Genomic DNA, 24,700 nt, shown 5'->3' on the forward strand with positions numbered 1-24,700 from the left:
TCAGGCGGTAAACAGGCCCACGATGATCAATGCCAGCAATGCAAAGAACAGCACGATGGCATAGGTGAAATCGAGCGAAATCGTTCTGAGCACGGACATGATCCGTCCGTGCTCATAAACGACCCTGTGCATCCGGTAGACGTAAAAATTGCTCCACAAGATGAAGATCAGGATGCCCCATTCATTCAGTACGCCACCGAGCAGATTCAGCAGGGTCAGCAGGACAAAAATGAACGCATGAAAATGCAGCGAGGCGATCAGATGGTCGTAAAAATAAAAACCCCGGCGCCATAGCTGGCCAAAGGCCAGGATAAGAGCGTGAACGGGAAGCAGCGCAACAAGCAGATACGTCGTGTTGGCCTTGATGGAATCCAGCCAGCGCGATGGGTCGCGAATGATAACCTCAAGCTGATTGGCAATGACCCGGCGCGCCGTGAGCGGCAGTTCATTGGCGCCCGTCAACTCCAGTCGCCCCACCCCGGGCAGGACAACGCCCTCATCCTCGATTCGGGTGACGGTTTCCTGCCCGTCGGCACCTGACGGTGCGGTGTGGTCCTCCGGGACCAGGAAATGGCGCATCCCGGCAATTCTCTGCTCTCGCAAAACGGCGCGTTCTTCCGCGGAAAGCTCAGCTGCACCCAGCTCACCGTCAGCGTTGCTGGGGCCTTCAGAATTTGCCAGCGCCGCCCGCATGCGAGCGATATCATCGGCCGCTTCAGGGTTGCTTTCGCGCAGCTGCTCTTCTGTTGAAGTGAGCTCTTCCATGGCGCGGTCCGTATCAGGCAGACTACCGCTGCCGAATAGACCATCGCCTCCCCCGAACCCGCTCCAGAACACAAAAAAGAAGATGACACTGGCGCCCAGCAGCAACCGGAAGGGTTGGACATAGCGCGCCCGGACACCTTCAAGATAATGGCGCGTCAGATAGCCGGGCCGGAACAGGAGCTTGGGCAGGGTCCGCCAGAGCTTGCCATCAATCGACAGCAGTCCGTCGAATACTTCCCAAAAAAGACTCCAGATGGGGCGATGAAAACTGTCACTATCCTGACCGCAGCTATGGCAGACTTGTCCTTTGAGCGGCGTTCCGCAATTGAGGCATTTGCCGGACTGTTCCCGATTAAACCGCGACCCGCGGCGGCCTTGTCGAGCTTTGCCTGCCTCGGACACCACCGAATCAACGGCAATCGCGTCGATAATTGGATCTGACATGAAAAACCCCTCCCCCTGCGGCGCAATCTACGCCGAAGAAGGAGGGGTGCAAAGCCTGATGCAGATCAGATCAATCGGCTGATGTCTCGCCGCTTGAACCCGATGCGGCCTGCTGGGCATCCTGCAGGCACATGAAGCGGGTGCGGTGGATATGGACGATATTGTCTTCCCACCCTGTGACTTCAGGGCTGACCACCGCACGGTTCACATAGAAGACGACCGGAATGATCGGCATGTCATCGATCATCATCTGCTCGGCTTCGGCCAGCATGCTGGCGCGGATTTCCATGTCGAGCTCCTGATTGGCCCGCGAAACCAGGTCATCATATTCCGGATTGCGATAACGCGAATAATTCATCGGAATGGAGCGTTCTTCCGCAAGGAACAGGAAGTTATAGGCGTCGTTGTAGTCCGCGATCCATCCGCCATCACCAATTTCATAGTCTGCAGACCGCAGGTTTTCATAGTGAATCTGGGTCTCGATCTGGCGAAGGTCCACGTCCACCCAGTCCGCAATGCTCTCCCAGTCCTGCTGGACCACCGGCGCAATCCGCGGATTGTCGCCCGTGGACCGGTGAGAATATTCGAACTCCAGAGGGTTGTCGGGACCATAACCGGCTTCCATCAACAGCTCGCGCGCACGGTCACGGCGATCGTCCATCGGCATATCTGCCCACTCGGCCTCGACACCGCCCGCATAATTGGCAACATCCGGCGGCACCAGCGAATAGGCCGCCGAGCGCCCGTCGCGATAGATTTCCTCGGCCAGGAATTCGCGGTTGACCGCCATGCCCAGCGCGTTGCGGACACGCGGATCGCTGAACGCATCAATCTCGTTATTCATAGAGAAATAGACGGTTCCCATATAGGGATGCACACGGACATAGTCCGGCATTTCGCGCTGAAGCCGGTCGATATGCTGGCCCGGAAATTCATTGTTGAGATGAAGTTCGCCATTCTGGACACGGCGGACCCCCGCTGCCGGATCAACCGTCGGGTAATAGAACACCTCGTCGATGCAGACATTTTCGTTATCGTAGAACAGCTCGTTGCGCTCGACGTGAACAAAATTGTTGGTCGACCACTGGACCAGCTCGTACGGGCCATTGACGGCGATATGTTCCGGCTGGATCCACTGATCGCCATATTGCTCGACGATGTGCCGGGGTACGGGGAAGGTCGTGTAGTGCGTCAGCAGGCCGAGCAGATAGGGCGCGGGGTTCTCGAGCCGGATTTCCAGGGTCCGGTCATCCAGCGCCTCCACGCCGACCGCTTCCGGCGGCATGGTACCGGTATTGACGGCTTCGGCATTCTCGATCGGGTACAGCAGCGAAGAGTATTGCGCCAGCGTTGCGGGATTCAGAATCCGCTGGAAGGCATATTCGAAATCGTGGGCCGTGACCGGCACGCCGTCAGACCACACCGCTTCGCGCAAAGCGAAAGTCCAGGTCAGCCCGTCTTCGCTGACCTCCCAGCTTTCCGCCATGCCGGGAATGGGCGCAGCATTCGCGTCATCGGTAAACAGGCCGATGAACATGTCGCCGATAATATTATTTTCCCAGGTTCCGCTGGCCTTGTGTGGGTCAAGCGTCAGGGGTTCGGCACTATTGCCGCGGTGCAGGACGATGGAGTTTTCGTCAACATCACCCGAGCCACCGCATGCGGCCAGCGTGACCGCGGAAGCAGCCATCAATAGCGTAATCCGGAAATTCAACTTGTTTGGCATTGCCAGGACCCTCTCCGTTCCCGTTCTGTCAATCTGGGACTATGCATATCGTATTGCGTCTCGCGGTCGACAGGACCGGAGCGCTCACGCATAGTCTGCGAAACTCGGTCACTGATAGCAAGTTAACGATGAACACGCGATTACTAACACTTCCGCTCGCCCTTTTTATCACAGTCCCGGCATTTGCGCAGAATGCGGACTCCCCGCTATCGCCATTGTTTGACTGCCGGCAGATTGCCGACAACGCACAGCGCCTTGCCTGTCTCGATGCCGCCGTTGAAAGTCTTTATCAATCTGAAAACAGGGGTGAAGTCGTTGCCGTCAATCGAAGTGACATTGAGGCAGCGGAAGAAGCCACCTACGGCTTGAACATACCGGAATTCCGGCTGCCCAGCCTGCCCAATGTCAGCCTGCCCCGCCTGTCCGGCGGCGCATCGACAGATCTGGCGGATGCTGCGGAGCCGGAAAGGAATGCGCAAAATGCGCCCTCGTCCCGTACGGTTGTCCGCAATGACGAAGGCGATATCACCGGCATAGAAGGTCTGGCGGTTCAGAATCTCGAGCGTGATCCGTATGACCGGCTGATCGTGACACTGCAGAATGGCCAGGTCTGGCGGCAGATTGATGACACCCGCGTGCTTTACTCCCGCCGCCAGCCGCCAACCGAAATGTCGGTCGCGGTCCGCAGCGCCATGCTCGGTTCACACCAGATGCAATTGAATGACCGGGGCCGCTGGTTCCGTGTCCGCCGTGAAGAATAGAACAAAGGGAATGACCGGAATGCGCAAACCATCCGAATTCAAAGTCTCCATTCTGTCGGCCACCGCACTGGGCCTGTTGATCTCGTCCGGCGTATCCGCTCAGTCGTCCGACCCCATTGATGACATTCTGGTCTGCCAGCAGATTGCCGATGAAGCCTCGCGGCTCGCCTGTTTTGATGCCGCGGCCGGGCGCTTGTCCGAAGAAAGGCAGAACGGCCTCGTCGGCATCTATCGTGAAGACGTCGAGGCCGTCGAGCGCGACTCATTCGGATTTGACCTGCCCAGCATGCCGCGCCTGAGCCTGTCCATGTTCGCCCGGGGAACCGGTAATACACCCGACCCTCTGGACCCGTCCTCCACACCGGAAAGACTGGCCGCCGCGGAGTCCGGTGAACCGGTTGAACCTGTAGCTCCCCCGCCTGCGCCCTCAGCTGAGCCTGTCATTCAGGAAGAGGAAGAGGAGTCACGCGGACTGTTTGCCCGGCTGACCGGCCGCGGTGGCGATAGAGAGGAAGCACCGGCCACAACAACTGACCGCGGCCCGATCAATGGCGTCCAGGTGGTCGAGCGCGATGATGAAGGCGGGGTCGAACGCGTCGTCATGGAAATCGAACGTATCCGCGAAATGGCCTATAACCGCCACCGCTTCTACATGACCAATGGTCAGGTCTGGGATCAATCCGGGGCCGGACGCATCAATTACGACGATGACGAAACGAATTTCGCGGAAATCCGCCGCGCATCACTCGACAGTTATCTGATGCAGATCAATGGCCGCGGACGCGCCATCCGCGTTCACCGCGAACGCTGATCAGCGGTCTTTCGGATCGATGGCGTCCCGGACGCCATCACCGATGAAGTTGAAGCAGAACAGCGTCAGCATCATCGTCCCGGCCGGAACGAAGAGTGTCCAGGTGGCGATCTGCATGTCCTGAGCACCATAGGCAATCAGACGGCCCAGCGAGGTCAGCGGTTCCTGAACGCCGAGACCGAGGAAGCTCAGAAAGCTCTCAGCCAGAATCACGACCGGTATGGTCAGGGTGACATAGACGATGACCGGGCCCAGCACATTCGGGATGATGTGACGTCGGATAATGGCCAGACGCGAAACACCGGCCGCCTCGGCCGCCTCGACAAATTCCATATTCTTGATGGAGATGGTCTGGCCCCGGACAATCCGCGCCATGGTCAACCATTCGACCGCGCCGATGGCGACAAAGATCAGGATGATATTGCGCCCGAAAACCACCATCAGGATGATAACGAAGAAGATGAAGGGCAGCGAATAGAGCACGTCCACGATCCGCATCATCACCTGGTCAACGCGGCCGCCGATAAACCCGGCTGTTGCGCCCCAGAACACGCCGATCACCAGCGAAACCAGAGACGCCACAACACCGACCATCAGCGATACGCGCAGACCGATCAGCGTCCGTGCAAACAGGTCACGTCCCTGCGCATCCGTCCCGAAAATGTGCAAATTCTCGAATGTCGGCGCCAGCCAGACCCGCTCGCGGTAGATCGTTTCATGACTGTGCGGCCAAAGATACGGCCCCACCACGGCAATCAGCACCAGGAGGCCGAGCACGATCATACTGCCCACAGCGGCCTTGTTGCGGAACAGGCGCGCCAGGGCGTCGTCCCACAGGGAACGGCCTTCTATCGCCGCCTTCTCGATGGCTTCGGCGTTCTGCTCGGATCCGACTATCGTTTTCACTCGAACTTCACCCGTGGATTCAGCGCCGCATAAACCAGATCGGCAAGCAGATTGAGAAGAATGATCAGCGAAGCGTACAGGATCACCACGCCCATCACGACCGTGTAGTCACGCTGCAGGGCCGCCATAACGAACTGACGGCCGATGCCGGGCAACTGGAACACCTGTTCGATCACGATGGACCCCGTGACCAGCGCCGCCGACGCCGGTCCGATATAGCTGACCAGCGGAAGCACGGCCGCCCGCAAGGCATGGCGGAACAGAACCGCGGGCGCAGACAGGCCCTTGGCACGCGCCGTGCGGATATAGTTCGAGCGCAGCACCTCGATCATGCTGGCGCGCATCAGGCGTGAAACGATTGCGATCTGCGGCAGGGCCAGCGTGATCACGGGCAGGACCAGCCGCTCGGGCGTCATTCCATAGCGGGGATCCAGCCCCCCCACCGGCAGCCATCCCAGCCCGATACCGAATATCAGGGCCAGGATCGGTCCCATGACAAAGGGCGGAATCGTGATTCCGCCCATGGCAAAGCCCATGACGGCAAAATCCGTCAGCTTGTTCTGTCTTAGGGCTGCAATCGCACCCATCAGCGAGCCCACCATCAGCGCCAGCAATATGGACAGCCCCCCGATGGTCGCGCTGACCGGAAAACCTTCGGCAATAATGTCGGAAACCGTCTTGTCGCGGAATCGGAGGGATGGACCCAGATCAGCCTGAACCAGATCACCCAGATAGGCGAAATACTGTTCGTGCAGAGGCCGGTCGAAACCGAAATGCTCGAGAATGTTCTGCCGGACCTCTTCCGGCATCGGGCGCTCGAGATCAAATGGACCGCCCGGAGCCGCGCGCATCATGAAGAATGCGACGGTAATGATCACCAGTATTGTGGGTATGGCGATCAGAATTCGCCGGGCAATGTATCCGAACATTTACGCGCTAACCCTGCTGGTGACTGGTCGCCGATTCATGCGGCGCACCGGAAAGTCAATCAATAGCCCGTCGCAGTGTCAGGCTGCGATCTGCTGCGGTCTCGTCATCCACCGATGCCGAAAAAACACTTGGGATAGCCTGTACCGCAGCTAGCATTAACAGGATAAAAACGGCCCTGCGCAAGCGCGCTGACAGAAAATTCATGGCTTGAACCCATCCCGGCATGATACAGCCCCGTTTCAACTCGGGGCTTTCCACGCAAGCCTTGGACCGCTAATCACCTGAATGCGTGCCCGGTCAGGGGCGCTTGTAACAGGACGCGATCATGAACAGCGCCTTCTGGTGGTCAGACTGGGCCTACCGCGACGGAATCGTGTCGATCAAGAGCACGGGGCATCAACTGCCCTTGCGCCGCAAATTCCTTGCGGTCTGCATGAACTGGCTGGTCTTCTATATCTGCATGGAAGTCTGGCGCCTCGCCGCCTTGCGCCTGCGCGGGCCGCGAATCGCTTTCACGCCGCAGCGGCCGAGGCCATGGTATTTCATCTGGTCGTGCACCCATGCTGTAGGCGGCCGGATCGTCCGCGATCAGACAAAGGCGGACCTCACCATCTATTTCGAGGACACCACAGCCTCTCCCCCGCCCCCGCTGCCGCAATCCCGGGCGCATATGAATTTCGGGTGCTGCGACGTTTCGAAATCGCATGTTGCCCGCGTTTTCGAACAGACCTTCGGATATGGGATTGCCGTCGATCCTTCCATTCATGCCGGCCCTGTCGTCGAGAAGTCGGAAATCAACGGAGCGCATGACGGCCGCGTCCTGCAGGCTCCGTTCACGCCGAAACCGGACTGCGCCTATCAGCGTCTTGTGGACAACCGCTGCGGGGACAACGAGGTCATGGATTACCGCTGCGTCATCGTTGGCCGCGACATGCCCTTGCTGTTCATCAAGCGCCGCCAGATCGGCAAACGGTTTACCAATATCAATTCCGATGTCCGCCTCGTCGAACCGGAGGAGGCTTTCACGGAAACGGAAACCGCCAGCCTCATCGAATTTGCCGCCCGCATGGGACTGGAATGGGGTGCCATGGATGTCTTGCGCGACCAGATGGATGGCCGCCTCTATGTGGTGGATGTCAACAAGACCAATATTGATCCGCCCATTGCCATGCCGCTGAAAGACAAGCTGAAAGCAACCTCCCGGGTCGGCAAGGCATTGAAGGCGTTTGTCGCGTCCCGCGCTCAGGGATAGAGGCGCGACCTTGTCCAGCCGGCGTCCCGGCGGTCGAACACCAGCCGGTCATGCAGCCGGAAAGGCCGGTCGCGCCAGAATTCGAAATGCTGTGGCTTCAGCCGGAAGCCGGACCAGTGCGGCGGTCGGGGCACCGTGCCGAGACCAAATCGAGCTGCCTCTCTTGCCACCGCTTTTTCCAGCGCGAACCGGCTTTCCAGCGACCGCGACTGTTTCGACGCCCAGGCGCCGATACGGCTGTCCCGGGCGCGGGAGGCAAAATACGCATCCGCTTCGTCCGGAGTCACCCGCTCCACGGCGCCACGCAGCCGCACCTGGCGGCGCAGGCTTTTCCAGTGAAAGCACAGCGCGGCCTGCGGATTGGCCCCGATCTGCAAGCCCTTTGCGCTTTCCAGATTCGTGTAGAAGACAAAGCCGTCCGCATCGAAATCCTTGAGCAGGACCATCCGGACATCCGGCAGGCCGGTCTCGTCCGCCGTGGCCAGCGCCATGGCATTGGGATCATTGGGCTCCTTGCGTTTCGCGTCGGCAAACCAGTCGGCAAACAGGGAAAACGGATCATCGCGGTCGAAAATCTCCGCCGCATTCGCCTCGGCGGTCGCCTGATAGTCCTCGGCCGTGGGGGATTGCGGTATATCGCTCGTTTTCCGGCTCATTTTCTGTCTCCTCGCTGCACAACCATATAGGCGTATCGCGCGCGTCAACCAATCAGGAACCTTCCTCAATCTACCTTGCGCCGCATGTGGGGATCTGATCCGGACATTACGCGCTCCTTGAAAGTGCTTGGCCTCGCGCCCGATGCCTCCCTCGCGCAGGCCAAAGCTGCCTTCCGCCAGCGCGCCAAGGCGCTGCATCCCGATCATACGCCGGCCACACCCGAAACGCTGTCCCGTCTGGCCAACGCGGTCAAAGCCATCCGCCATCTGGAAAAATCGGACGCAACAGAGATCGTCCTGACCCTCACGCCCGCTGAAGCCCGGACTGGAATTTCCAGAACCGTCAATCATGAGGGGCGCAGCGGTGTGTTCCGGATTATTGCGGGGACAACCGCCGGAACCCGGATTTCCGCCGTTGGAGACCCGGCCTTCCTGGCCATGATCCGGATCGCCTGCGAAACCGGAAGCGAAAGCGTGACCGGGGAAACCGGCCTCGGCCGCTTCATTGATGACTTCGTCAACCGTTCACCGGCGGCACGGATGGCAGGCTGGCTGCGAAAGGCCCGGTCTGCAGCGTGACGCTGGCCATCCGCTGATCTAGTTTGCTGCCGGAAAGAACGGGCCATCCCATGTCGAACAATACTTTCGGACGATTATTCCGCGTCACCACCTGGGGCGAAAGCCATGGACCGGCCCTGGGTGCGGTTATTGATGGCTGCCCGCCCGGCCTGCCCCTGGATGAAAGCCTGATCCAGCCCTGGCTGGACAAGCGCCGGCCGGGAACCGGACGGCATGTCTCTCCGCGGCAGGAGGCAGACGCGGTGCGCATCCTCTCCGGCACATTCGCGGATGACCGCACCGATGGCCCCGTCACCACGGGTGCGCCCATCTCCCTGATCATCGAAAACACCGATGCCCGCTCGAAGGACTATACCGATATCCGCGACAAATGGCGGCCGGGCCATGCCGATTATACCTATGATGCCAAGTACGGCGTTCGTGATTATCGCGGTGGCGGCCGGTCCTCGGCCCGCGAGACCGCCGCGCGCGTCGCGGCAGGCGCCATCGCCCGGCAGGTGCTCGGCCCGCAAATCCGGATTCGCGCCGCCTTGATCCAGCTCGGGGATATTCCGGCCGACAAAACCGCCTGGGATTGGGAGGCGACCGGCAGCAATCCCTTCTTTTCGCCGGACGCCGGCATTGTCGAGGCATGGGCCAGCCGCCTCGATCAGCTCCGCAGCGAAGGCTCGTCGACCGGCGCGATCGTTGAACTCCATGTTTCGGGCCTCCCGGCGGGCTGGGGCGAACCGGTCTATGGCAAGCTGGATGCGGAACTGGCGGCCGCCATGATGTCCATTCCGGCTGCAAAAGGCGTGGAAATCGGTGCCGGCTTTGCGGCGGCGGCCATGCGCGGCGAAGACGCGGCCGATGAAATGGTGGCCGGCAGGGACGGTGCCGAATTTCTGTCCAATCACAATGGCGGTGTGCTCGGCGGCATTTCAACCGGTCAGGACATTGTCATGCGGATCGCCATCAAGCCGACCTCCTCGATCAGGACCGAACGGCGGACGCTGGACCGGGACTTCAACGAGACAAGCATTTCCACAAAAGGCCGCCATGACCCCTGTGTCGGTATCCGGGCGGTCCCGGTCGCCGAGGCCATGGCCGCAATCATTCTGGCCGATCAGAAGCTCAGGCATCGTGGGCAGGTGGGGTGACCCGGCCAACCTGAACCAGACGTTCATGTTAGCGTCATGACGGATTCGTTAACCTTGTGGCAATGGGTCGCCCCTGTGCGGCTTATCCGAAAGGAGAAGCAATCCATGCTCACAATCAGACTGACTTCGCTGACGGCTGCAACGGCTCTGGCCCTTGCGATGGCGGCGTCCATTGAGGCTCCGGCCGCGGACGCTTTTGTACAACAGACCGACGCACCGCTCCTGGGCGCGTCCCTCAACGCTTCGCAGGAAATCACGATCGCCCAGAATGACGGGCGGCGGGGTGGCCGGGGTGACGGCGCCCGCGGTGGACGCGGCGGCGGCGATGGTGCCCGTGGCGGGCGCGGCGGCAGAGGCGAAGGGGCCCGGGGTGGCCGTGGCGGTTCAGACGGCGCCGCCCGTGGCGGTCGCGGACCGCGCGCTGGCGGAGCAGTATTGCCCAACGAATCCGGCGGCATGCGAACCGCCACCCCGCCGGGTAGAGGCGATCGCGGCGGCAGGGGCGCTGGCGGTGGCCGGGGCGGAAATGATGACGGATTTCGCGGGGGCCGCGGCGGCCGGGGTGATGGCTATCGCGGCGGCCGGGGTGGACGCGGCGATGGTTATCGCGGCAGTGGAGGCGGCCGGGATACCGGCTATCGCGGAGGACGCGGCGGCCGTAATGATGGCTATCGAGGTGGCCGTGGAAGCCGGACCGATGTCTATCGCGGAACACGCGGCGGGCGCGGTGACGCCTATCGGGACGGCTGGCGCGATGGCCGGACCGGGACCCGCTCGGGTATTCGGGATCAACGCTATGGCCGGGGCGATGCCTATCGCCGCGGGATACACGACGGACGTGGTGCACGGATCAACCGGCATGGCGGCTATCGCGGCGGTCACACCTTCCGCGATTCCCGTGGCTCCTACCGCCGTGGTTATGTGAATGGCCGGATCGATGCCCGGCGCTATTACAGCAGCTATCATCGTCCGGCGCGGGCCAGCTGGCGCTATCATGCCCGCTATTATGATGCCGGCCACAACCGCTACACCTACAATTATTATGATCGCGGTTGCCGCGCGAATGGCGACCAGGTTCTGGCCGGTGCCATTCTGGGCGCGCTGTTCGGCGCTGCTGTCGCGGATGATGGTGCAGCCGGTGCGGTGATCGGCGGCTTCTTCGGGGCAGGCGTTGGCTCGGCGCTGAATTCCTGCGACCGGGGTCAGCTGCACTATGCGGTTGGCTACGCCTTCACCCACAACAGCCCGTATTACTGGCACAATCCGTATTCCGGCGTCCGCGGCGTGGTTTATGCGCGCGACTACTACACGGTCGGCAATCGCCGCTGCCGCTGGGGTGATGCGGAGATCTACATGCCGGATGGCAGCTTCGTCATCGACGAAGTCCGCATGTGCCAGGATGCCTATGGCCGCTGGCAAGTCGCCAGCTACCAGTAAGTCACACAAATTGTGCAAGAAACCGGTTCCTGAACAGGAGCCGGTTTTTTGTTCATGTCAGGCTCATCACGATTGGCATAGGTTTTGATCAGGACGCCGGACGAACTGGCGTCAGGAACGGAGGTTCTAACATGACTGGTTTTCGTACATTGCTCGTTTCCGCCGCTTCAGTGATGGCGCTCATCCCGGCGGCTGAGGCCCAGACCCGCAATCAGTCCTACCATGAGTGCGAATCCAATCGTCAGGGCCGGCAGGTCGCCGGCGCCGTGGTCGGTGCCATTCTCGGCGGCGTTCTTGGCGCCGAGATCGAGGACGAATTTGATGACCGCGACAGCTATCGCGGCCGCGGCTACCGGGGCCATCGTGGCTATGGCCGGCATCGCGGCTATGGCCGCTATCGCCAGAATGAGCGGCACAGCAATGACCTCGCCGTTGTTGCCGGTGCCGGCGTCGGTGCCCTTGTTGGCGCGGGCGTTGCAGGCGGACAGCCTTGCGCGCCGGGATATGATAACCGCCAGACCGGCTATTATGGCAATAATGGCGGCTATCAGGATCCGTATTACGACAATCGCTACAATAATTCCGGCTATAACAATTCCGGTTATGCCGATGATGGCTATTACCAGGACGGCTACTATCAGGATGGCTATGCCAATGACGGATATGCCGCCGACCCCTATTATGGCAGCACGACCCAGTACGGGAATGAAGGTCTGGCCGGCGCACCGGTCACTTCAGGCCGCGTTTACCAGGCCGGAGTGCCCCAGAATGGCAATTGCCGCTGGATGACAACGCGCAGCCAGAACCAGTATGGCACCATCACGGCTAATGACGTCTATATGTGCCAGGGCGTGGACGGCATCTGGCGTCCGGCGCAATAGAGCGCTCTGACCTTACCCCTTGCGGGCGTGGACGAGGAATTCACGGTTTCCGTCCCCGCCCGTCACAGGACTGTCTGTCACACCGCGGATTTCGAATCCCTCCCGGCCATTCAGCCATATCCGGAACCGTTCCAGCGCCGCCCGCAGGGCGGCGTTGTCCTTGACAAGGCCACCCTTGCCGACATGGCTCCGGCCAACTTCGAATTGCGGCTTGAACAGGGCGATCAGATCGCATTGCCCGGCCGCCAGCGATAATGGCCGCTCGATCACTTTGGCGAGCCCGATGAAGCTGGCATCACAGGTGATGATGTCCGGCGCACATGGCAGGTCGGCCAGCACCAGGTCGCGGGCATCTTGTCGCTCCAGCGACGTCACCCGCGAATCCGATTTCAATGCCGGGTGAAGCTGGCCGGTCCCGACATCAACGCCGGTAACATGACGCGCACCCGCCTCAAGCAGGACCTCAATGAAACCGCCGGTCGAAGCGCCAATATCAAGGCAGGTCTTTCCCGCCACATCCACATCGAAAACATCCAGCGCGCCCTTCAGCTTCAGGGCCGCGCGGCTGACATAAGGGTGGAGGTCTTCGGCCTCGACACAGGCCCCTTCGGAAACCGGAAAGGATGCTTTCAGGACTGTCTTGCCATCAACCCGGACCTTGCCGCCCTCAATGGCGGCGCGGGCCCGCGCCCGGCTTTCGAATTGACCGCTTTCGGCCAGATAGACGTCCAGACGGGCCTTGCTCACCGGCTTACTGGGCAGCGCCGATCACCGCGGCGGCTTCCTCATCACGGCCCAGCGCGTCGAGCACACAGCTGACGATATGCGGCGCCGTCAGCCCCGCCGCCGCATACATGGCCTCTGGCGTGTCCTGGTCCTGGAAGATATCCGGCAGCGTCATCGTGCGGATCTTGAGACCGGCATCCAGCGCTCCGCGTTCGGCCAGCATGTGCAGGACAAACGCCCCGAAGCCGCCGCGCGCGCCTTCCTCGATCGTGATCAGAACTTCATGCTCGCGGGCCAGGCGCAGGATCAACGCCTCGTCCAGCGGCTTGGCGAACCGGGCATCGGCGACGGTGGCAGACAAGCCCCGCGCGGCGAGATCATCTGCGGCTTTCAGCGATTCCTGCAGACGCCCGCCGAGCGAGAGAATGGCGATGCGGCTGCCTTCCCGGACAATCCGGCCCTTGCCGATTTCCAGCGGTTCCGGCAATTCGGGAATATCAATGCCGATGCCCGCGCCCCGCGGATAACGGAATCCGCTCGGTCCGTCATCAATGGCAACCGATGTCGCGACCATGCGCGCCAGCTCGGCCTCATCGGAAGCCGCCATCAGCACAAAGCCCGGCAGCGCGCCCAGATACCCGATATCGAATGCCCCGGCATGAGTGGCCCCGTCGGCTCCGACCAGGCCCGCGCGGTCAATGGCAAAGCGGACCGGCAGCTTCTGGATGGCGATATCGTGGACGACCTGGTCATAGCCGCGCTGAAGGAAGGTCGAATAGATTGCGGCAAAGGGTTTCATGCCGGCTGCCGCCAGCCCGCCGGCAAACGTCACCGCATGCTGTTCGGCAATGCCGACATCGAATGTCCGGTCCGGAAAGGCTTCGCCGAACAGGTCCAGCCCGGTTCCGCCAGGCATGGCAGCGGTAATGGCGCAGATCCGGTCATCGCGCTCCGCCTCGCGGATCAGCGACCGGGCGAACACTTTCGTATATCCGGGCGGCCCGCCGCTGGATTTCTTCTGCTCACCGGTGACGACATTGAATTTGGCCACGCCGTGATACTTGTCATCGGAGGCCTCGGCAGGCGCATAGCCCTTGCCTTTCTGGGTGACCACATGGACCAGCACCGGTCCGCGGTCGAAGCTCTTCACATTCTTCAGGACCTGGGTCAGCGCGTCGAGGTCATGCCCGTCGATCGGGCCGACATAGTAAAAGCCCATCTCCTCGAACAGCGTTCCGCCGACGGCCATGCCATGGGCATATTCCTCGGCCTTGCGGATCGTCTTCTCGAGGCCGACCGCCTTGGCGACCGCCTTGCCCACCTTGCGGAAGGACCGGTAGCCGCGCGACGAGACCAGATTGGCAAAATAATGGCTCATCGCCCCGACCGGCGGCGCGATGGACATGTCATTGTCATTGAGGATGACCACCATACGCTTGGCCATGGCCCCGGCATTGTTCATGGCCTCATAGGCCATGCCCGCCGACATCGCCCCGTCACCGATCACGGCAATGACATTGGTGTCTTCAGCCTTCAGATCACGCGCGACCGCAAAGCCCAGCGCCGCGGAAATCGAGGTCGAGGCATGCGCCGCGCCGAACGGGTCGTATTCGCTTTCCGAGCGCTTGGTGAATCCGGACAGCCCGCCGCCCTGCCGCAGGGTGCGGATGCGGTCCCGGCGGCCAGTGAGGATTTTGTGCGGATAGCATTGATGGCCGACATCCCAGATCAGGATATCGTCCGGCGTATCGAAAACATGATGCAGGGCGACGGTAAGTTCCACCACCCCCAGACCGGCCCCCAGATGCCCGCCCGTTGTGGAAACGGCATCAATGGTCTCCTTCCGCAACTCGTCTGCCAGCGATCTGAGGCTGGCAATATCCATATCCTTCATGTCGGCAGGTGAGGATACGAGATCGAGGGTCGGAGTGTCAGAGGCCATAAGCTTTCGCTTTCAGTTAATCAGGAGCGCCGTTCAAGCACATAATCGGCGGCCCGTCGCAGAAGGTTCGCACTTTCACCGAAGGGTTCAAGGTGATCCTTGGCTTGCGCGGCAAGACGACGCGCCCGGTCTCGCGCACCATCAAGGCCAAGAATCGTCACAAAAGTGGCCTTGCCATGATGATCGTCCTTGCCCACCGCTTTTCCGGTTTCGGCGGCATTGCCTTCGGCGTCCAGCAAATCATCTCTGATCTGGAACGCAAGACCGATATCATGCGCATAACCTTCCAGCGCCCGCCGGACGTCTGCTCCGGCCCCCGCGAGGATGGCCCCAGCTTCCGCCGAAAACGCGATCAGCGCGCCGGTCTTCATCCGCTGCATGCGGGTAATGATGTTGATATCGGCATCGGCACGGTCAGCCCTCATATCGATCATCTGCCCGCCAACCATGCCGCGGGCACCCGACGCCGCCGCCAGACGGGCAATCAGCTCGATCCGCCGGGCCGAACTGGCATCGGTTTCCGGGCTCGCCAGGATTTCAAAGGCAAATGTCTGCAGGGCATCGCCCGCCAGCACCGCCGTCGCCTCGTCATATTCCTTGTGAACCGTCGGACGGCCGCGCCGAACATCATCATCGTCCATGCACGGCAGATCGTCATGGATCAGCGAATAGGCGTGGATGCATTCAATGGCCGTCGCCACGCGGAGCAGGCCGCGTTCATCGGCCCCGACAATCCGGCCGGCTTCAATTGTGATGAAGGGCCGCAGGCGCTTGCCCGGACCCAGTGCGGCATAGCGCATGGCGGACAGGAGGGCGGTTTCCGGCCCGTTGGCGCGCGGCAACAGGGCATCCATCGCCACCGTGACGCGATCAGCGGTCTCCGCCAGAAGGGCGCGAAAATCGTCCATCAGGCCAGACCGGCATCTTCCGTGCTGATCCGCCCGTTATCATCCAGAACGATTTTCTCGACTTTCAGTTCGGCTTCCCGCAGCTTGGTTTCGCAATGCGCCTTCAGCGCCGCGCCGCGCTCATAAATGGCGATCGATTTTTCCAGTTCGACATCACCGGATTCAAGCTGCTGGACGATGCCTTCAAGCTCCGCCAGAGCCGCTTCAAAGCTCATCGTCTCGATTGGGGTCTGTTCGTCGGACACATCGTCCTCCCGGTTTCGGTCTTCACAATAGGCAGATGGTTATCCCGCCGCAATCAGCGCCGGACTAGCGAATGCGTTCATAACGCCGGTACGACCAGTAGGTGTCGCCGCCATCCTGCACACATTTCCAGCCGCGGCGGCGAAGAGCGGGCCTCAGCATCCGGTTGAACCAGCCATGCGCGCACAAGACAACCGGTCCGCGCTCGGCAGCGATGACCAGCTTGTCGGCGGCCCGCTCCGCGCGCAACTCGGCCTCACGCCGTGTTTCCAGCCCGCGCGAGGCCCCCAGCCACCAGAAAATCCGGGCATAGACGCCCCAGGTTCCCGGTTTCAGCGTGCCGATCATTTGCGGTGGCGGCAGCGGTGCTTCGACAAAATCGGGGTCGATCACCAGCCGCCGTCCCGGCGCGGCCGCCTGCGCCGTCTCGATAGCCCGTGGAAGGGAACTGCTGAACACAACAGCAGCATCTTCGGCAGCCTTTTTCAGCATATCCGGAGGCGACTGTCCCGGCGCCAGCCCGGCCGCATCATAGCCTTTCCACCAGTGCTCATACCCTTCCCAGTCAATCCGCACTGTGCGGTCGGCATCAGGCTGGCCATGACGGGCAATGGTTATGGAGCCGGGAGGCGGCAAATCATGGGAGGATGTGTCAGCCATGAAATCCGTTGAGCGGGGCGTTAAAGGACTGCCGAATGGCTCCCCTGGCCCCTCGACAGTGTCTCGGTGAATGCCGCAGCCGAACGGCCCAGCGCTCCGATGTCGTAACCGCCCTCAAGGCAACACACAAGCCGCGATGATGCCGACTTGCGCGCCAGATCACACAGCCGCTCCGCCGCCCGGATATAATCGCCCTCGTCGAGCAGCAGGCCGCCGAGCGGATCGGCCCGGTGCCCGTCAAAACCGGCTGATACGAAAACAAATTCCGGCGCAAACGCCTCGACTCTGGGCAACAGGTCAGTTTCAAGCCGCGCCAGCCATGCGTCTCCGCCACAGCCGGCGGCCACCGTGACATTGACGACATTGCCGTTCAGCCCGGTCTCGTCTTCCATGCCGGTGCCGGGATAGAGTGGCGACTCATGAATGGAGGCGAACATTACGCGCGGCTCGCTTTCCGCCAGATCCTGCGATCCGTTCCCGTGGTGCACATCGATATCGATGATGGCGACACGGGATAATCCGTAATGATCCAGCGCATGCATGGCCGCGACACCGATATTGTTGAACAGGCAAAAGCCCATGGGCCGGTTGCGCTCGGCGTGATGGCCCGGTGGACGCGTGGCGCAAAAAGCGGCCTCGGCCTCGCCGGCCATGATCATGTCAACCGCCTGCACCGCGGCTCCGGCTCCTCGGAGCGCCGCATTCAGCGATCCCCGGCACATATAGGTATCGAAATCAAAGCCGTGAAAAGCTTCATGGCTTGCCGGCTCGCCATTGAACACGGCATCCAGATGCGCGGATGTATGCATGCGCCCGACTTCCTCGCGCGTCGCGGGTCGGGCCTGTATCCGCTCCATGCCTGAAAGGGACGGTGTGTCCGCCATGGCATCGAGGACGCCGCGCAGGCGCGCCGGGGTTTCAATATGGGGTGGCGGAACGCGGTGATCGAAACCCGCGTCGGAGGTCAGGATGACGGTTTTCATACCCCCGATCTAGCCCGCGCGCACGCTGGCGGAAAGCCGTCAGGTCCGCGAGCCCTGAAAATCCTTCACCCGTGAGGGCAGGATCACCAGGCTGGGCATGAACTCACTGTAGTTACAGGTCAGTTCCTCACCCTTGCGGATATCCCGCCGGGCATAACCGTCGCCATCAGCGCGGAACTCGATCGCCGCATCATCGCTGTGATTGAGAAAGCGGGAATGGTCCCCGTCGAGCAGATAGCCGCCAAGCCCGGCATCGAAATAGGCATAGCGCTCGATAAAGCGCTGATAGACCGGGCTGGCCCGGTCAAGCTCCTCGGGCGTGACGATACGGTCGATGGACAGGTCGAGAGTCCAGACATGGCTGCCCTTCCGGACAGGCTCCGCAGCAAAAACACCGACCCCCTCGATGAGGCTCGGCCCGGCAAATGTATCAATGAGCAGCATGGGTCAGAAACGCCAAATAGGCCTGCGTCGACAGGCCGGTTGGACAAAGCGAACAACAGGATTCGCAGAGTGCGACGCTCTAAAACTCCATGATGGGAATTTTACGCAAAACGCAAGTCACTTTTTATCTGACGGCCTAATGGGTCAGCGACACATTCATGATCCTGACGCCTTCGGGCGCAGGCGGGTTTTCCGGCACGAAGAAATCGGGCAGCAATTCCTCGCCTGGCGACACCGAGTACTGGTCGAGATCGATTACGCCTTCCGACACCAGAAAGCTGTCATCAATCAGGAAGTTACCGGTGAAGCTGGCTGCCGGCTTGTTCAGCACGTGATAGGCGGTGTCGGCCAGTATCTCCGGCTTGCGGCAATTCCGGAAAGCCTCCTCTCCGGCCAGCACATTGGCGATGGCCGCGGTGGCGACTGCCGTGCGCGGCCAGATCGCATTGGCGGCAATCTTGCCCCTGAACTCGCCGGACCATCCCAGAATGCACAGGCTCATGCCATATTTCGCACTGGTATAGGCGACATGCGGCGCAAACCATTTCGGATCCATGTCCAGCGGCGGTGACAGGGCCAGGATGTGCGGATTTTCGGACTTTTCCAGATGCGGCAGGCATTTCTGCGTGACCAGGAATGTGCCGCGCGCATTGACCTGATGCATCAGATCCCAGCGCTTGACCGGTGTCTCGGCTGTCGATCGCGGAAAGATGGCCGATGCATTGTTGATCACCGCATCTATACCGCCAAAATGATCAACCGTCTTGGCCACGGCGTCCTCGACATTCGCCTCGTCGCGGATATCAACCACCAGCGGCAGGGCCTTGCCGCCTGCCTTCTCGATCGCCTCTGCAGCGGTGTAGATCGTGCCTTCCAGCTTCGGATGAGGGTCCGCCGTCTTGGCCGCCACGACGATATTGGCACCGTCGCGCGCGCAGCGTTCAGCAATCGCCAGACCAATGCCCCGGCTCGCGCCGGTAATGAAAATCGTCTTTCCTTCAAGCGACATGGCGCCCTCCCCGGTTTCAGTAATGCAATCCGCGCCAGACCCGGCCGGTCGGACAATACAGCCCGTCCTCGCGGCGGCAGCGATTGAGCGTGAACATCACCGTTTCGGCGCGGCCGACGACTTCTGTCAGGTCGATATAGCCGGGGCCGCCGGCCTGCGGATATTGCGGGTTCGGTGCGACGCGGCTGTCGGTCGAGCTGTCCCGATTATCGCCCATCGCGAAGACATGCCCTTCGGGCACACGGAAGGGACCGGCATTGTCGAGCGGATAGGAGTCCGAGCGTTCATAGATATAGTGGACAACGCCGTTGGGCAGCGTTTCCAGATAGGCATCGACCGACACCACCTGGCCGCCCCGATGCTCGATATAGGAGCGTTCGCCGACGGGCTCGCGCTCGACCATCTCGCCATTGATATAGAGCCGGCCGTTCTGGACCATGATCACATCGCCGGGCAGGCCGATGATCCGCTTGATCAGGTTGCGGCGCGTCGCCGGCGTCCGGAAGACGACGACATCCCCGCGCTCCGGGTCTCGCGCAAACACCTGGAAGTCCCAGCTCTCCGGCAGATAATAGCCCAGGCCCAGCGGCAGCGAATGCCGCGAATAGCCATAGGCCCATTTCGACACCAGCACCCGGTCACCCACTTCCAGCGAAGGCTGCATGCTCTCCGACGGAATATGGAATGGCGCAAACAGGAAGGTGATGATGGTCAGCCACACCCCTGCCACACCGGCAAAAAAACGAATTGTATCCATGACTTCACCGGCCGCATTTCCGGCCAGCCTTTTTATTGTCGACATCATTTGAGCTTTACTGCTGTGCCGTAGGCGAGGATTTCCGATGACCCTTCCATAATGGCGGATGTCGAAAAACGGAAGCCGATCACCGCGTCCGCACCCATTTCTTGCGCACTTTTCATCATCCGCGTGAAGGCTTCCTCGCGCGATTCTTCCAGCAATTCGGAATATTCATTGACTTCACCGCCCAGAAGATTGCGGATCGAAGCGAAAATATCGCGGACAAAAAACCGGGCCTTTACAACACTGCCCCGGCATATGCCGAGGATCTCGGCAACTTCACGCCCCGGGATTTCGTGAGCCATTGTGACAGGTAGGGTCATTGCGGGGGCTTTCTTTGCGAGCCGGTGCGTTCCTCGACCGCAGTCAGGAAGACCAGCGCAATACCTGCCGACGGGATCATGGCAAGAATGACCCACAATATCGACCAGGGAAAGGCGAGCATCCAGTCCGACAGACTTGCCACCGCAATCGCAATGCCCAAGGCGATCACGCCCCCGAAAACAAGGCCATAGCCGACACGTAAACGGGTCTGAAGGCGCTGCATTGACATTTTCCCTGTCTGACCTTTTCTGGCCATACTTTCATGGTGCGTTGCACCGGCAACCAAAACAAGCCTTTAAAGGCTCAAAGCCGGATTGAGGTGCAGATGAAGAACGTCACTCCCCAACCCACCGCCACCAGCGGATCCGATGATCGCCTGATGGCCGCCATCGGCTATGTCCTGTTTCTGGTCGGTCCGGCCAATGTACTGACCATGATCATTGCCGTCATTATTGCCTGGTTCCGCAAGGACAACGCGCCGGAATGGATCGGCACACACTATGAATTCCAGATCCGGACGCTGGTCTATGCGGCGGTCCTGCTGGTCATATCCGTGGTCTGCGCCATTTCGGTCATCCTTTTACCGGTCGCCGTTCTGATCTGGGTGCTCTGGTCGCTCTGGGTGATTGTCCGGGCCATTGTCGGCCTGATCCGTCTGGTCGACGGACGGCCCAATCCGGATCCCGAGACCTTCTGGGTCTAGCCTCCCAAAGCGGCCTCATCTGCAAGCAGTGAAGCACCGGCCTGGATGCCGGCAAGAGCCGCCGGGGCCGTGCTCAGAACGGTTTCGGCAAAATGCCGGGCCAGCAATATCTTTCCTTCCGCAAAGGCCGGATCACCTTCGGCGTTTTTCAACCGTCGCTGCGCTGAAACCGCTCCGACGCACAACAACCATCCACCAGTCACATCACCGGCCAGCTTCAGGAAAGCCGTAGCGCCAGCCAGAATATCGGCGCGGTCCCGTCTGGCGGCCGTCGCCCATTTCGCCGCCGCTTCCAGCGCGTCTGCCGCCGGGCCAAGGCGTTTGGCCAGTTTCGACAATTCAGGGTTGGACGAGGTGGCGCAGTCTTCCACCGTCTGCCGGATATCATCCAGCAATTCGCGCATCGGCGCACCCCCGTCCATGGCCAGCTTCCGGCCAATGAGATCCATGGCCTGGATGCCGTTCGTGCCTTCATAGATCGGCGCAATCCGGGCATCGCGATAATGCTGGGCGGCACCTGTCTCCTCGATAAAGCCCATGCCGCCATGAATCTGTATTCCCAGAGACGCGACTTCGACGCCGACATCGGTCGCCCAGGCCTTGGCAATCGGGGTCAGCAACTCCTCGCGGCGCCTGGAATAGGCGCGATCTTCCGCTTCGGGCTCGAACTCGGCTTCATCGGCCGAGACGGCGCAATTATAGCAAATGGCCCGTGCGGCCTCGATTTTCGCCTTCATTGTGGTCAGCATCTGACGCACATCGGGGTGGTGAATGATGGCATGCGGCGGTTCGGACTCGACACCCGGCGCGCGGCCCTGCTTGCGGTCGCGCGCATAAGCCAGCGCCTGCTGATAGGCACGCTCGGCAATCCCGACGCCCTGCACGCCCACGGCCAGCCGCGCGGCATTCATCATGATGAACATGGCCGCCATGCCGCCGAATTCCTCGCCGATCAGCCAGCCTTTGGCCCCGGCCATTTCCATCACGCAGGTCGGGCTGCCATGAATGCCCAGCTTGTGCTCCAGCCCGATGGCGTGAATCCCGTTGCGTTCACCAAGAGAGCCGTCCGCATTCACCAGGAATTTCGGGATCAGGAAAAGCGAGATGCCCTTGGTTCCCGGCGGCCCGTCCGGCGTGCGCGCCAGAACCGCGTGGATGATGTTTTCCGCGCAATCATGCTCGCCCCAGGTGATGTAGATTTTCTGTCCGGTGATCGACCAGCTGCCATCGCCATTGGGTTCCGCCTTGGTCCGCAGCGCGCCGACATCCGAACCGGCCTGTGGCTCGGTCAGCTGCATGGAGGCCGACCACTCTCCGGTCATCAGCTTGGGCAGATACATCGCCTTCTGTTCGTCGGAGCCTTTGGCAATCAGGGCCTCGATCGCCCCGAAGGTCAGCATCGGGCCAAGGCTGAACGCCATATTCGCCGATTGCAGCGTCTCCATGACGGCGGCACCCAGAACCCGCGGCAGGCCCATGCCTCCCACCTCGGCCGGAAACTGCAGTCCTTGCCAGCCGCCTTCGACGAATTTGGCATAGGCCTCCTTGATACCCTCGGGCGTTGTCACCTTGCCGTCCGCGAGCGTGCATCCTTCCAGATCACCGGACCGGTTGAGCGGTGCCAGCACATCACCGGAAAACTTGCCCGCCTCTTCCAGAATGGCGGCCGTCAGATCGGAGGACAGTTCGGGAAATGCGCCCGTCGCTTTCAGACCGTCCATGACGGCGATTTCCTCGAGCGCGAAGCGTATGTCGTCAATTGGTGCGCGATACATGGCCGGTCCCTCAGCTATTACTTGTGACAAGATAACGCGGGAAAACGCCGCGTCGACTGTTTGGAGATGCGGCAAAACACACTAGGAGGCATTGTATGAGATTAATTCTGCCTGTTTTGCTGATGGCGCTGCTGAACGCGTGCGTCAGCGCCCCGACGCAGGACCCGGCCGAACTGCCGGCCGGCAGCTGGCAGCTCGACACGGATCACGCCTCTGTCCACTGGCGCTCGCGGCATTTCGGGCTCTCCTGGTATACAGCCCGTTTTGACCGCATTGACGCCAGTCTCGATTTTGATCCGGCCGAGCCGGGCAGCGCACAGATGACCGCCATCATCGAGGCCGGCTCGGTCTCGACCGGCAATGACGCATTTGACGAAACCCTGCGCGGGCCGAACTGGTTCTCGGCTGAACGCCATCCGCAAATCGTTTTCCGGTCCTCGAACATCGAGGTGACCGGCGGCGAAACCGGCATCGCGGAAGGCGAGCTGACCATCCGCGGCATCACGCACCCGGCCCGCATGGACATTGTTTTCTATGGCGGAAACTTCAACTTTCTGGAAAACAGGGATGTCATTGGTTTTGGAGCCGATATGGTCATTGCCAGAAGTGATTATGGCATCGGTCCCTTCATTCCCGCAGCTATTGCCGGAGATGAAGTCAGGATCCGGATCGAGGCGGAATTTCTTCGCGAGGAGTAGAGCATGACGACGCAATCCAACCGCTACACCACCGTGGCCATCACCCTGCACTGGCTGATCGCCATCATGCTTGTCTTGCTGATCGTGGTCGGCTGGCAGGCCGGTGATTTACGCGAAGCCATGCTGTCCGGCCAGGAAACGGATGCGACCCTCGAGGACGTCCGCTTCATTTACAACATGCACAAGACATTCGGGCTGCTGGTTCTCGTCCTCAGCCTTGCGCGGCTCGCCTGGCGGTTCACGCACAAGACGCCGCCCATGCCCGAGACCATGGCCGGGTGGGAGAAATTCGCAGCGCGCTTCACCCATATTGGTTTTTACGTCCTGATGATCGGCATGCCTTTGCTGGGTTGGGCGGCAGCGTCCAGCTCCGGCCTGCCCAGCTATCTGTTCGATAGCGACGCGCTGCGATTGCCGAATCTGCCAGTCCCGGAATCGGAATCAGTGTACGAATTTACGGGCTGGCTGCACGGCCGCGGTGGCTGGGCGATCCTCGTTCTGCTGGCTCTGCATGCAGGCGCGGCCTTGAAACACCATATTTTCGACAAGGATGACGTGCTGGCTCGCATGTTGCCCTTTCTGAGGCGATCGTAAGAGGACACAAAAGATGTTGCGTTTACTGGCCCTCGCCCTGCTGGCCGCTCCCGCCGCTCATGCTGGAGACTGGCGCGTCGATGCCGATGCCAGCTCGATGACGTTCGAAACCGAAGCCTTTGGCGCACCCGTCACGGGCGAAATCGGCGAATTTGAAGCCGATATCCACCTTGACCCAGATGCGCCGGAAACCGGGCGGATCGAAGCGCGCGTGGGCGTCGCATCGGTTGACGCCGGGTCGAGCCAGTTTAACGACCCGCTGCAAAGCGATGCGGGCTTCGCGCCGGATTCGCACCCCTATGCCCGCTTTGTTTCAGAGCAGGTCACCGAGATCATGGACTGCGAAGCCGGAAATGGCGCGCGCTGTTACACCGCCGAGGGCGACCTCATGCTGAAGGGCGAGACACGGCCCGCCACGCTTCATTTCCGCCTGGCGGTCGTGGAGGACCGCGCCATTGCCGACGGAGAGCTGGCCATTGACCGGCGTGACTTCGGTATCGGTGGCGCCTCCTGGGGCGACACCGGCGCAGAGGTGACGGTCCGCATCCATATTGAAGCCATATCGGCAGACTAGACTTGCCCGTACCGCGTTAGCGGCGCTAGCT

Annotated in this window: 28 protein-coding genes; 11 read left to right on the forward strand and 17 right to left on the reverse strand. The window is 61.2% G+C overall.

Annotated features, from left to right (window positions below; translation table 11 throughout):
- Together DBR16_RS08615 and DBR16_RS08620 are read right to left on the reverse strand one after the other, a co-directional pair.
- Positions 1-1,167, reverse strand: coding sequence for a DUF3667 domain-containing protein (locus DBR16_RS08615; protein WP_161539450.1), 1,167 nt, complete (start codon positions 1,165-1,167; stop codon positions 1-3).
- 112 nt (positions 1,168-1,279) lie between these two features.
- A complete protein-coding gene (locus tag DBR16_RS08620; RefSeq protein ID WP_109260862.1) occupies positions 1,280-2,935 on the reverse strand; it encodes a peptide ABC transporter substrate-binding protein in 1,656 nt (551 codons plus the stop codon).
- Between the two features lie 128 nt (positions 2,936-3,063).
- Between DBR16_RS08620 and DBR16_RS08625 the strand changes: the two genes are divergently transcribed.
- Complete coding sequence (locus tag DBR16_RS08625; protein WP_125184540.1) at positions 3,064-3,696, forward strand: hypothetical protein; 633 nt, start codon at positions 3,064-3,066, stop codon at positions 3,694-3,696.
- 19 nt (positions 3,697-3,715) lie between these two features.
- The gene (locus DBR16_RS08630) at positions 3,716-4,507 is read left to right on the forward strand and encodes a hypothetical protein (RefSeq protein ID WP_109260864.1); all 792 of its coding nucleotides are present in this window, start codon (positions 3,716-3,718) and stop codon (positions 4,505-4,507) included.
- Here DBR16_RS08630 and DBR16_RS08635 read toward each other — a convergent pair whose 3' ends face one another.
- Both DBR16_RS08635 and DBR16_RS08640 read right to left on the reverse strand, forming a co-directional pair.
- On the reverse strand, positions 4,508-5,413 hold the full coding sequence (locus tag DBR16_RS08635) for an ABC transporter permease (protein WP_109260865.1): 906 nt from the start codon (positions 5,411-5,413) through the stop codon (positions 4,508-4,510).
- Positions 5,410-6,342: an ABC transporter permease gene (locus DBR16_RS08640; RefSeq protein WP_109260866.1), complete on the reverse strand. Its 933-nt coding sequence runs from the start codon at positions 6,340-6,342 to the stop codon at positions 5,410-5,412. The genes DBR16_RS08635 and DBR16_RS08640 overlap by 4 nt, the downstream gene beginning before the upstream one ends.
- A 326-nt stretch (positions 6,343-6,668) precedes the next feature.
- Here DBR16_RS08640 and DBR16_RS08645 point away from each other — a divergent pair, with 326 nt between their 5' ends.
- On the forward strand, positions 6,669-7,595 hold the full coding sequence (locus DBR16_RS08645; RefSeq protein WP_109260867.1) for a hypothetical protein: 927 nt from the start codon (positions 6,669-6,671) through the stop codon (positions 7,593-7,595).
- Here DBR16_RS08645 and pdxH read toward each other — a convergent pair.
- Positions 7,586-8,251 (reverse strand): pyridoxamine 5'-phosphate oxidase, encoded by a 666-nt coding sequence (pdxH, locus tag DBR16_RS08650; RefSeq protein WP_109260868.1) that lies wholly within the window; start codon positions 8,249-8,251, stop codon positions 7,586-7,588. The two genes, DBR16_RS08645 and pdxH, sit on opposite strands and share 10 nt — an antisense overlap.
- 117 nt (positions 8,252-8,368) lie before the next feature.
- On the opposite strand from pdxH, the gene DBR16_RS08655 reads away from it, so the two are divergent.
- From DBR16_RS08655 to DBR16_RS08670, 4 genes are all read left to right on the forward strand, one after another.
- Entirely contained in the window at positions 8,369-8,830 is a 462-nt protein-coding gene (locus DBR16_RS08655) for a J domain-containing protein (RefSeq protein ID WP_125184541.1), read from the forward strand.
- A gap of 50 nt (positions 8,831-8,880) precedes the next feature.
- Positions 8,881-9,969: a chorismate synthase gene (gene aroC / locus DBR16_RS08660; RefSeq protein WP_109260870.1), complete on the forward strand. Its 1,089-nt coding sequence runs from the start codon at positions 8,881-8,883 to the stop codon at positions 9,967-9,969.
- Positions 9,970-10,074: 105 nt separating this feature from the next.
- On the forward strand, positions 10,075-11,406 hold the full coding sequence (locus DBR16_RS08665; protein WP_109260871.1) for a hypothetical protein: 1,332 nt from the start codon (positions 10,075-10,077) through the stop codon (positions 11,404-11,406).
- Positions 11,407-11,537: 131 nt separating this feature from the next.
- Positions 11,538-12,287, forward strand: a complete 750-nt coding sequence (locus DBR16_RS08670; RefSeq protein WP_125184542.1) for a hypothetical protein — start codon at positions 11,538-11,540, stop codon at positions 12,285-12,287.
- A gap of 12 nt (positions 12,288-12,299) precedes the next feature.
- Here the strand turns inward: DBR16_RS08670 and DBR16_RS08675 are convergent, their stop codons facing one another.
- The 11 genes from DBR16_RS08675 to DBR16_RS08725 form a co-directional block, all read right to left on the reverse strand.
- The gene (locus DBR16_RS08675) at positions 12,300-13,034 is read right to left on the reverse strand and encodes a TlyA family RNA methyltransferase (RefSeq protein ID WP_233347694.1); all 735 of its coding nucleotides are present in this window, start codon (positions 13,032-13,034) and stop codon (positions 12,300-12,302) included.
- Positions 13,035-13,038: 4 nt separating this feature from the next.
- Complete coding sequence (gene dxs / locus DBR16_RS08680) at positions 13,039-14,955, reverse strand: 1-deoxy-D-xylulose-5-phosphate synthase (RefSeq protein WP_109260874.1); 1,917 nt, start codon at positions 14,953-14,955, stop codon at positions 13,039-13,041.
- A gap of 20 nt (positions 14,956-14,975) precedes the next feature.
- Entirely contained in the window at positions 14,976-15,863 is an 888-nt protein-coding gene (locus DBR16_RS08685) for a polyprenyl synthetase family protein (protein ID WP_109260875.1), read from the reverse strand.
- Positions 15,863-16,108, reverse strand: a complete 246-nt coding sequence (locus DBR16_RS08690; protein WP_109260876.1) for an exodeoxyribonuclease VII small subunit — start codon at positions 16,106-16,108, stop codon at positions 15,863-15,865. Before DBR16_RS08690 ends, DBR16_RS08685 begins: the two co-directional genes overlap by 1 nt.
- A gap of 64 nt (positions 16,109-16,172) precedes the next feature.
- Positions 16,173-16,766, reverse strand: coding sequence for a histidine phosphatase family protein (locus DBR16_RS08695; RefSeq protein ID WP_109260877.1), 594 nt, complete (start codon positions 16,764-16,766; stop codon positions 16,173-16,175).
- 20 nt (positions 16,767-16,786) lie between these two features.
- Positions 16,787-17,749: a histone deacetylase family protein gene (locus tag DBR16_RS08700; RefSeq protein ID WP_109260878.1), complete on the reverse strand. Its 963-nt coding sequence runs from the start codon at positions 17,747-17,749 to the stop codon at positions 16,787-16,789.
- Positions 17,750-17,788: 39 nt separating this feature from the next.
- Positions 17,789-18,193: an SET domain-containing protein gene (locus DBR16_RS08705; protein WP_109260879.1), complete on the reverse strand. Its 405-nt coding sequence runs from the start codon at positions 18,191-18,193 to the stop codon at positions 17,789-17,791.
- A 136-nt stretch (positions 18,194-18,329) separates the two neighbouring features.
- Positions 18,330-19,202: an SDR family oxidoreductase gene (locus DBR16_RS08710; protein WP_109260880.1), complete on the reverse strand. Its 873-nt coding sequence runs from the start codon at positions 19,200-19,202 to the stop codon at positions 18,330-18,332.
- Between the two features lie 16 nt (positions 19,203-19,218).
- Positions 19,219-20,007: a signal peptidase I gene (gene lepB, locus DBR16_RS08715; protein ID WP_109260881.1), complete on the reverse strand. Its 789-nt coding sequence runs from the start codon at positions 20,005-20,007 to the stop codon at positions 19,219-19,221.
- A complete protein-coding gene (locus DBR16_RS08720) occupies positions 20,004-20,324 on the reverse strand; it encodes a YbjQ family protein (RefSeq protein ID WP_109260882.1) in 321 nt (106 codons plus the stop codon). The genes lepB and DBR16_RS08720 overlap by 4 nt, the downstream gene beginning before the upstream one ends.
- Complete coding sequence (locus DBR16_RS08725) at positions 20,321-20,548, reverse strand: hypothetical protein (protein WP_109260883.1); 228 nt, start codon at positions 20,546-20,548, stop codon at positions 20,321-20,323. Before DBR16_RS08725 ends, DBR16_RS08720 begins: the two co-directional genes overlap by 4 nt.
- 102 nt (positions 20,549-20,650) lie before the next feature.
- Here DBR16_RS08725 and DBR16_RS08730 point away from each other — a divergent pair, with 102 nt between their 5' ends.
- A complete protein-coding gene (locus tag DBR16_RS08730; RefSeq protein WP_109260884.1) occupies positions 20,651-21,028 on the forward strand; it encodes a DUF4870 family protein in 378 nt (125 codons plus the stop codon).
- On the opposite strand, the gene DBR16_RS08735 is transcribed toward DBR16_RS08730, so the two are convergent.
- Positions 21,025-22,803: an acyl-CoA dehydrogenase gene (locus DBR16_RS08735; RefSeq protein WP_109260885.1), complete on the reverse strand. Its 1,779-nt coding sequence runs from the start codon at positions 22,801-22,803 to the stop codon at positions 21,025-21,027. The genes DBR16_RS08730 and DBR16_RS08735 overlap by 4 nt on opposite strands.
- Positions 22,804-22,898: 95 nt before the next feature.
- On the opposite strand from DBR16_RS08735, the gene DBR16_RS08740 reads away from it, so the two are divergent.
- The 3 genes from DBR16_RS08740 to DBR16_RS08750 are packed head-to-tail and all read left to right on the forward strand — an operon-like array spanning position 22,899 to position 24,669.
- The gene (locus DBR16_RS08740) at positions 22,899-23,501 is read left to right on the forward strand and encodes a YceI family protein (protein WP_109260886.1); all 603 of its coding nucleotides are present in this window, start codon (positions 22,899-22,901) and stop codon (positions 23,499-23,501) included.
- A gap of 3 nt (positions 23,502-23,504) precedes the next feature.
- A complete protein-coding gene (locus tag DBR16_RS08745) occupies positions 23,505-24,095 on the forward strand; it encodes a cytochrome b (RefSeq protein WP_109260887.1) in 591 nt (196 codons plus the stop codon).
- 13 nt (positions 24,096-24,108) lie between these two features.
- Positions 24,109-24,669, forward strand: coding sequence for a YceI family protein (locus DBR16_RS08750; RefSeq protein WP_109260888.1), 561 nt, complete (start codon positions 24,109-24,111; stop codon positions 24,667-24,669).
- The last annotated feature ends 31 nt before the right edge of the window (positions 24,670-24,700 follow it).

The organism is Hyphobacterium indicum (assembly GCF_003129605.1).
GTDB classification, from domain to species: Bacteria; Pseudomonadota; Alphaproteobacteria; order Caulobacterales; family Maricaulaceae; genus Hyphobacterium; species Hyphobacterium indicum.

Excerpts from the sequence above, each read along its gene's own strand:
- DBR16_RS08620 (WP_109260862.1), bottom strand. The coding sequence starts at position 2,935 with ATGCCAAACAAGTTGAATTTCCGGATTACGCTATTGATGGCTGCTTCC.
- DBR16_RS08625 (WP_125184540.1), top strand. The coding sequence starts at position 3,064 with ATGAACACGCGATTACTAACACTTCCGCTCGCCCTTTTTATCACAGTC.
- DBR16_RS08630 (WP_109260864.1), top strand. The coding sequence starts at position 3,716 with ATGCGCAAACCATCCGAATTCAAAGTCTCCATTCTGTCGGCCACCGCA.
- DBR16_RS08640 (WP_109260866.1), bottom strand. The coding sequence starts at position 6,342 with ATGTTCGGATACATTGCCCGGCGAATTCTGATCGCCATACCCACAATA.
- DBR16_RS08645 (WP_109260867.1), top strand. The coding sequence starts at position 6,669 with ATGAACAGCGCCTTCTGGTGGTCAGACTGGGCCTACCGCGACGGAATC.
- pdxH (WP_109260868.1), bottom strand. The coding sequence starts at position 8,251 with ATGAGCCGGAAAACGAGCGATATACCGCAATCCCCCACGGCCGAGGAC.
- aroC (WP_109260870.1), top strand. The coding sequence starts at position 8,881 with ATGTCGAACAATACTTTCGGACGATTATTCCGCGTCACCACCTGGGGC.
- DBR16_RS08665 (WP_109260871.1), top strand. The coding sequence starts at position 10,075 with ATGCTCACAATCAGACTGACTTCGCTGACGGCTGCAACGGCTCTGGCC.
- DBR16_RS08670 (WP_125184542.1), top strand. The coding sequence starts at position 11,538 with ATGACTGGTTTTCGTACATTGCTCGTTTCCGCCGCTTCAGTGATGGCG.
- dxs (WP_109260874.1), bottom strand. The coding sequence starts at position 14,955 with ATGGCCTCTGACACTCCGACCCTCGATCTCGTATCCTCACCTGCCGAC.
- DBR16_RS08685 (WP_109260875.1), bottom strand. The coding sequence starts at position 15,863 with ATGGACGATTTTCGCGCCCTTCTGGCGGAGACCGCTGATCGCGTCACG.
- DBR16_RS08695 (WP_109260877.1), bottom strand. The coding sequence starts at position 16,766 with ATGGCTGACACATCCTCCCATGATTTGCCGCCTCCCGGCTCCATAACC.
- DBR16_RS08700 (WP_109260878.1), bottom strand. The coding sequence starts at position 17,749 with ATGAAAACCGTCATCCTGACCTCCGACGCGGGTTTCGATCACCGCGTT.
- DBR16_RS08705 (WP_109260879.1), bottom strand. The coding sequence starts at position 18,193 with ATGCTGCTCATTGATACATTTGCCGGGCCGAGCCTCATCGAGGGGGTC.
- DBR16_RS08710 (WP_109260880.1), bottom strand. The coding sequence starts at position 19,202 with ATGTCGCTTGAAGGAAAGACGATTTTCATTACCGGCGCGAGCCGGGGC.
- lepB (WP_109260881.1), bottom strand. The coding sequence starts at position 20,007 with ATGATGTCGACAATAAAAAGGCTGGCCGGAAATGCGGCCGGTGAAGTC.
- DBR16_RS08720 (WP_109260882.1), bottom strand. The coding sequence starts at position 20,324 with ATGACCCTACCTGTCACAATGGCTCACGAAATCCCGGGGCGTGAAGTT.
- DBR16_RS08725 (WP_109260883.1), bottom strand. The coding sequence starts at position 20,548 with ATGCAGCGCCTTCAGACCCGTTTACGTGTCGGCTATGGCCTTGTTTTC.
- DBR16_RS08730 (WP_109260884.1), top strand. The coding sequence starts at position 20,651 with ATGAAGAACGTCACTCCCCAACCCACCGCCACCAGCGGATCCGATGAT.
- DBR16_RS08735 (WP_109260885.1), bottom strand. The coding sequence starts at position 22,803 with ATGTATCGCGCACCAATTGACGACATACGCTTCGCGCTCGAGGAAATC.
- DBR16_RS08740 (WP_109260886.1), top strand. The coding sequence starts at position 22,899 with ATGAGATTAATTCTGCCTGTTTTGCTGATGGCGCTGCTGAACGCGTGC.
- DBR16_RS08745 (WP_109260887.1), top strand. The coding sequence starts at position 23,505 with ATGACGACGCAATCCAACCGCTACACCACCGTGGCCATCACCCTGCAC.
- DBR16_RS08750 (WP_109260888.1), top strand. The coding sequence starts at position 24,109 with ATGTTGCGTTTACTGGCCCTCGCCCTGCTGGCCGCTCCCGCCGCTCAT.